Origin of the sequence: Acinetobacter sp. YH16031 (genome assembly GCF_013417335.1) — a bacterium.
Classification (GTDB): Bacteria; Pseudomonadota; Gammaproteobacteria; order Pseudomonadales; family Moraxellaceae; genus Acinetobacter.
Window position 1 is genome coordinate 44084 of the sequence record NZ_VPED01000024.1, and the last position, 6599, is coordinate 50682.

Below are 6599 nucleotides of genomic sequence, written 5' to 3' on the forward strand. Positions count from 1 at the left end.
TACAATGAATGGATTAATCTTATGAAAAGTAGATAAATAGAACATGATTAATTACAGGTTAATAACCTTGTAAATTTCACATTGTCTCATATTAATTAGAATGGACTTGAGCAACTGATTGGATGCTCTTTGGGTGGTATCGGTGGGGATGCATGAAGCATAATAAATCTAGACGAACAACTGCAGAATGCGCTGAGTCGCTTATTTCAACCTCGATACAATCTTCTAATGAGCAACATGCAAAATCCAGATTATTACAGGATCTGATCAATGATGTGCCACATCCACTCTGGGTGCTGGGCAAAGATAATATTGAATATTTTAATCAGGCACTTTCGGATTATTTAGGCACAAATTTAAGTGAATATGGTCCTAAAGAATGGCAAAGCCTGATTCATCCAGATGATCAGCCAGCGTTTTCTAAACAATGGCATGCTGCCCTGAATCAGCAACAAGGCTTTAATACCCAGTGCCGGATTAAATCGGCCGATTCCAGCTACCGTATGTGTGCCTTGGCCATCAAGTTTCAGCATACCGCGGAACATCTGCTGCAATGGTCGGTATCACTGACCGATATACATGAATATTTTGAGATTCAGCAACAACTGTCTCAGGTGATTTCTGCTCAGAAAAATATGCTGGATGCCAGTGTCGACTGTATTAAAGTCATGTCTCCACAAGGCGAGATCCGTCATATCAATCAGTCAGCCTGTCATAAGTTAGGGATTGATCCTGAACAGCAGCCTGCCCTGCATTCATGGTTAAGCCTGTTACCCGCTGAGGTTAAGAAAACCGGACAACGTGCTTTAAAACAGGCTGCCCAAGGCTTAAATAGCCGTTTTGTAGAAAAAGCCCAGACAGAGAATCAGGACCCAGAATATTGGGATCATTTATTGACTCCAGTATTAGACGAAAATAATATTCCCCAAAATATCCTGTGCGTTTCACGCAATATCAGTCAGCAAAAAATAGCAGAAAGCCGTTTAAAAGCCGTAATTCAGCGTGATGAGCTGACCGGCCTGTATAACCGCAATGCCTTTTATAAGACCTTTAAACAAGTACTGCTAAAAGCTAAGCAGCAGCAAATGATGGTTGGCTTGCTCTTGATCGATCTGGACTATTTCCGGCATATCAATGACACTTTGAGTCATATTGCCGGAGATCATTTACTGCATGTCTTGGGCAAGCGTTTTCAGGCCTGTTTTGGTTCCAAAAATATAGTCGTTGCCCGTCTTGGTGGAGATGAGTTTGCCATTCTGGTCAAAAACTTGGAAAACGAAACCCAGTTGATTAATACTGCACAACTGGCCTATGCCCAGCTGGAACAACCAGTGAGTTATGTCGGCCATCGCATGAGTATCGGCATGAGTATTGGTTGTACCGTTTATCCGCGAGATGCCCAGAATAGTTCCAACCTGCTGAAATGCGCCGATATTGCCCTGAATGATCTGAAAAATAGTGGGCGTGGCGGGATTCGCATGTTTAATCAGGAGATGTTCAGGTCACTGGAAAACATGACCAAACAACTGACGCTGGCACGCAAAATTATTCATGCGGATCAGATTATTCCTTATTATCAGCCTAAGGTCCGCCTCTCCGATGGTGAAGTGATTGGTTTTGAGGCCTTGCTACGCTGGCAGGATCAGCAGCATCAGATCCAGTTACCCTCTCATATTTTTTCAGCTTTCCAGGACTATGATCTGGCTTCACGCATCAGTGAAACCATGCAGCTGAAAGTCTTTGAGGATATGAGCCGCTGGCAGGCCGAAGGTCTAGATATACTGCCGATTTCAATTAATGCAGCTCCGGTTGAATTCCTGCGCGATGACTATGCTGAGAAATTCCTGGCTCGTCTGTCCCGATTCGATATTCCTGCGCACAAGGTGGAGCTGGAAATTACCGAGCAGAGCTTGTCTGAAGGCGGAGCCAATTATGTGATCCGGGCACTGAATCTGCTGAAAAAACATGGGATTCATATTTCTCTGGATGACTTCGGTACCGGTCATTCTTCCCTGACTCGTTTGCAGGAATATCCGGTCGACTGCATCAAGATTGATCGCAACTTTGTAGAACGTATGAACAATGATCCGTCTGCGCTGGCCATTGTTAAAGCCATTACCCAGATTGGTTCCAGTATTTCTCTGGATGTACTGGTCGAAGGCATTGAGAATACCGAACAGCTAGACACATTGATCAATTGTGATTGCCAGACCGGACAAGGCTTTTATTTTTATCGTCCTATGTCAGGGTCTTCAGCACAGCAACTGCTACAACAGGCAGCTTAATTTTTTTATTTAATCATTTGACGGGGTTGGATTGCGCTAACAGTTAGCGCACCCAGCGCACGATATATTCATCAATTTCATCTTCATCAATATCAACTTCACTTAAGCAGCGACCAGCAGCAGATTTTTTGGCCTGAATTACGCTTTGTCGTGAACCTGTCTTCAGATAATGCCAGGATGGTAAGCTTTTCCCTTCAGCAACTCGGCGATAAGCACAGCTTGAGGGTAACCAGTGAATAGTGTCCAGTTTCTCAGGTGTCAGCTGGATACAATCCGGCACATACTGCAGCCGGTTCGGATAATCCGAACAGCGGGCAGTTTTGCAGTCCAGTAATTTGCAAGCCACTTTGGTATAGGCGACTTCGTGGGTGTCTTCATCTTCCAGCTTGATCAGGCAGCAAAGCCCACAACCGTCACAAAGCGCTTCCCATTCTTCTGGCGTCAGCTCAGTAAGACTATATTTTTTCCAGAAGTATGGACGTAAGGCATCAGACATAATCAAAGCGGCTATGGTAAAAATCAGCTTATTATACTAAGTTTCAACAAAGGAAATGTAGGGACGTGAATCTTATTAATATCACGTAAACTATTGTTAAATCAGAGACAGTACATCAACAAAACACTAACAGTGCCCAAAATCGAATATTCCTATACTGGATTTGAGAATAAAAACACATGGAGAATTGATATGTTTCGCTGGGCTATTATTTTTGCTGTGATTGCCTTAATTGCCAGTCTACTTGGTTTCGGTGGAGTAGCAGGCTTATCTAAGGATTTCGCAATTATCTTATTAGTGATTGCCGTTATTCTTGCCATTGTTGGTTTCCTTTCTCGCGGCAAGGTCTAGCGACTGAGTTTTGCTTAAGGAAAAGTTTCCTACAGAAAAAACAAGAGCCATTTGGCTCTTGTTTTTTTATGCGCCAAAAATAGATCAAGGTTTGATATGGCGTGGTCTGAAACCAGCAGCGACCAATGCGGCCAAATACGCCACGACTCCTACCACACATAAAATCAGCACTTCCAGTACACGCATCCATTGTGATACATCACCATTGTACCAGCTAAGTGCATAGGCCAAGGCTGCAATCATCACCACATTGGCAAACATGAATTGCATAAAGATTTTTTTCCAGTGCGCACCAAAGCGGAAAATATTACGTTGATGCAGATAGAAATACAGCAGACCTGCATTGACCATGGCTGAACCAGTCGAAGCCAGTGCCAGTGCCATATGCTCCGCTTCCCAATGAATCAGTTTAAAGAAACCAATAAAGATTACGTTCAGAATCGCGTTGGCTGCTACTGCCATTAAACCGACGCGTACCGGTGTACGAGTATCCTGCTGGGCATAAAAGCCGGGAGCAAAGACTTTAATCAGCATAAAGGCAATCACACCACCACTCATACATTGCAGTGCCAAGGCAGTCATCTGTGTATCTTCAAAAGTGAACTGTCCACGTTCAAATAATGCCTGAATAATCGGTGTTGACAGCATGAACAAGGCAATACTGGCTGGTAGACCCACCAGCACGATGACTTTTGCTGCCCAATCCATCATACCGCGGAATTTTTCCGGATTCTTTTCCGTATGCTGTGTGGATAAAGACGGCAGAATCACGGTACCGATTGCCACGCCAATCAGACCCAATGGCAACTCGGTCATGCGTTCAGCACTATATAACCACGACACTGAACCGTCCTGCATGAAAGAAGCCCAAACCGTATTCAGTAATAGGTTGATCTGGGTGACCGATACACCAAACAGAGCGGGTAGCATCAGTTTCATGATGCGATCCACCCCTTCATGTTTGAAGTCTACTTTCGGTGGAATCAGCAGGTTTTTACGCCATAACTCTGGAATCTGGATTGCCAGCTGCAAAATCCCGGCAATGACGACGGCCCAGCCTAGCGCCATAATCGGCTCTGCCATAAAAGGCGTGAGCCAGAGCGCACCGGCAATCATGGCAATATTCAATAAAACCGGAGCAAAGGCTGGCGTACTAAAAGAGCCATAACTGTTCAGAATACTGCTGGCAAAAGCCGTTAATGACATAAACAGCAGATAAGGAATAGTCAGACGGAACATGTCTGTGGCCAGCGCAAACTTTGCTTCATCGCCATGAAACCCAGGCGCATAGATATACATGATCACCGGTGCGGCAATGATGGCAATCATGGTCAGGGTGGTCATGAAAGTGGCCAAACAGCCAAATACCCGGCTGATCAGGATCTGCACTTCAGCATGAGTACGACTGGTCTTATATTCAGTCAGTACCGGAATAAAGGCTTGGGAGAATGCCCCTTCTGCAAACAGCCGTCTGAAAAAGTTTGGAATACGAAATGCCACCACGAAGGTATCGAAATCTTTACCGGCACCGAATACATTCAGTAAAACCACATCCCGGACCAATCCCAGAACCCGCGACAACATGGTCATCGCACTGACAATTACGGTCGAACGCCAAAGCGCCATCCTATTCACCTAATAATTAATTTGGGCCTATTGTAATGAAACTTGCAAAAGAAGTTCATTGCTTAATCACATGACTTCCTGAAGGGTCATGGGTTCTTATAATGTTGTAACTGGGCACGAAAAGCACACCAGTCAAAATATGGTCCCGGATCGGTTTTACGTCCCGGTGCAATATCCGAATGTCCGGCAATATGCTGCTGCATTTTTGGATAATAGTCTTGCAAACAGGCGGTGACTTTGACCAAGGCATCATATTGTGCCTGTTCAAACGGCAGGTCATCACTGCCTTCCAGTTCAATCCCGATGGAATAATCATTACATTCTTTTTTGGCCAGATAGTTAGAACGACCGGCATGCCAGGCTCGGTCATTGAAATTCACAAACTGCAGTACTTCACCAGAACGCAAAATCAGCAGATGTGCAGATACCTGCATGCCTTCAATAGTCTGAAAATACGGATGCACTGACCAGTCCAGCTGATTCTGAAAAAACTGTTCAATATAGCCACCACCAAATTGTGACGGCGGCAGACTGATGTTATGGATCACCAGTAACTGGATGTCGGTATGTTCAGGCCGCTGATTAAAATTTGGAGAAGGGATCTGGCGCGCCCCGAGCAATTGCCCGTCCCGAATTTGAAACTCAGCTGCCTGTTGCATAAAACTGTCCTGTACAAAAATAAAATCTGCAATATCAGGATTGCAGCCGGCTTAATGCTAAAACTTTCATAGGCAAATCTCAATTCATCCCGGCAGACTGTATGAAAAATCGCTCATTTTAATGTAACGGTGTTAAGATAATGCACAATTTTTCACGGCTAAAAAAGATACGGAAATACTCATGAGCATATCTCAGGCTTTGCTAGAACAGTCGATTCAGATCAATATTCAACAGGCACTCTCCGAAGATATTGGTGATGGTGACATTACTGCCCTGCTAACTCCTGAAGATGAACAGGCGACTGCCACGATTATTAGCCGTGAAGCAATGGTTCTTGCTGGTCAGCCTTGGGTCAATGCCCTGATTCAGGCCTATGATCCGAGTGTAGAAGTGATCTGGCTAAAAAATGACGGCGATCATGTCGCTGCCAATGAAGCTTTTCTAAAACTGGCCGGTTCTGCACGTAGCCTGCTGACTGTAGAACGCCCTGCCCTGAACTTTGTACAGACGCTGTCTGCCGTCGCGACCAAGACGGCAAACTATGTCAAAGAGCTGGACGGTTTGAATACCAAGCTCTTAGATACCCGTAAAACGCTGCCAGGCTTACGTATTGCCCAAAAATATGCTGTTGCTGTCGGTGGTGGTCAGAATCACCGTCTGGGCCTATTCGATGCCTTTTTGATTAAAGAAAATCATATTATGGCAGCTGGCGGCATTCGCCAGGCGATTGCCAAGGCACACCAGATTGCACCGGGTAAACCGGTGGAAGTAGAGGTTGAAACCTGGGATGAACTGAATCAGGCCCTAGAAGCCGAAGCTGATATCGTGATGCTGGATAATTTCAGTCAGCAGCAAATGATTGAAGCGGTCAAACATGTGGCTGGTCGCTGTAAACTGGAAGCTTCAGGCAATATCACTATTGATAACTTACGTGAAGTGGCGAGTACAGGCGTAGACTATATTTCGATGGGTGTATTGACCAAAGATGTCAAAGCCATTGATCTATCGATGCGTTTTAATGGGTAAATTTTTATCAATAAAAAAGGGTGCCATAGCCACTGCTGTCCCATAGTTTGCTTTAAATAAAAAAACCTGAGTCCTAACAGTTAAAATATGAGTGCAAACAAACACTTTAACGACCAGGATTCAGGTTTTGTCACATCAGAATACCGTATTTCATG

Annotated in this window: 6 protein-coding genes; 3 read left to right on the top strand and 3 right to left on the bottom strand. The window is 44.7% G+C overall.

Annotation, left to right across the window (positions count from 1 at the left end):
- Positions 1-152: 152 nt before the first annotated feature.
- Positions 153-2285 carry a bifunctional diguanylate cyclase/phosphodiesterase gene (locus FTV31_RS11160; protein WP_180014885.1) on the top strand — a complete coding sequence of 711 codons (2133 nt, stop codon included), beginning with the start codon at positions 153-155 and terminating at the stop codon, positions 2283-2285.
- 43 nt (positions 2286-2328) lie between these two features.
- On the opposite strand, the gene FTV31_RS11165 is transcribed toward FTV31_RS11160, so the two are convergent.
- Complete coding sequence (locus tag FTV31_RS11165; RefSeq protein WP_004781392.1) at positions 2329-2781, bottom strand: YcgN family cysteine cluster protein; 453 nt, start codon at positions 2779-2781, stop codon at positions 2329-2331.
- A gap of 192 nt (positions 2782-2973) precedes the next feature.
- Here FTV31_RS11165 and FTV31_RS11170 point away from each other — a divergent pair, with 192 nt between their 5' ends.
- Positions 2974-3132: a DUF1328 domain-containing protein gene (locus FTV31_RS11170; protein ID WP_004647174.1), complete on the top strand. Its 159-nt coding sequence runs from the start codon at positions 2974-2976 to the stop codon at positions 3130-3132.
- An 84-nt stretch (positions 3133-3216) separates the two neighbouring features.
- Here FTV31_RS11170 and murJ read toward each other — a convergent pair whose 3' ends face one another.
- Both murJ and ampD read right to left on the bottom strand, forming a co-directional pair.
- Entirely contained in the window at positions 3217-4767 is a 1551-nt protein-coding gene (gene murJ, locus FTV31_RS11175) for a murein biosynthesis integral membrane protein MurJ (RefSeq protein WP_171431246.1), read from the bottom strand.
- 77 nt (positions 4768-4844) lie between these two features.
- Positions 4845-5417 (bottom strand): 1,6-anhydro-N-acetylmuramyl-L-alanine amidase AmpD, encoded by a 573-nt coding sequence (gene ampD, locus FTV31_RS11180; protein ID WP_180002562.1) that lies wholly within the window; start codon positions 5415-5417, stop codon positions 4845-4847.
- A 181-nt stretch (positions 5418-5598) separates the two neighbouring features.
- Here ampD and nadC point away from each other — a divergent pair, with 181 nt between their 5' ends.
- Positions 5599-6444 carry a carboxylating nicotinate-nucleotide diphosphorylase gene (gene nadC / locus FTV31_RS11185; RefSeq protein WP_180014887.1) on the top strand — a complete coding sequence of 282 codons (846 nt, stop codon included), beginning with the start codon at positions 5599-5601 and terminating at the stop codon, positions 6442-6444.
- Positions 6445-6599 lie beyond the last annotated feature (155 nt).

What these genes read in the sequence shown, in the direction of transcription:
- FTV31_RS11170 (WP_004647174.1), top strand. Translation starts at nt 2,974, where the DNA reads ATGTTTCGCTGGGCTATTATTTTTGCTGTGATTGCCTTAATTGCCAGT.
- ampD (WP_180002562.1), bottom strand. Translation starts at nt 5,417, where the DNA reads ATGCAACAGGCAGCTGAGTTTCAAATTCGGGACGGGCAATTGCTCGGG.
- nadC (WP_180014887.1), top strand. Translation starts at nt 5,599, where the DNA reads ATGAGCATATCTCAGGCTTTGCTAGAACAGTCGATTCAGATCAATATT.
- FTV31_RS11160 (WP_180014885.1), top strand. Translation starts at nt 153, where the DNA reads ATGAAGCATAATAAATCTAGACGAACAACTGCAGAATGCGCTGAGTCG.
- FTV31_RS11165 (WP_004781392.1), bottom strand. Translation starts at nt 2,781, where the DNA reads ATGTCTGATGCCTTACGTCCATACTTCTGGAAAAAATATAGTCTTACT.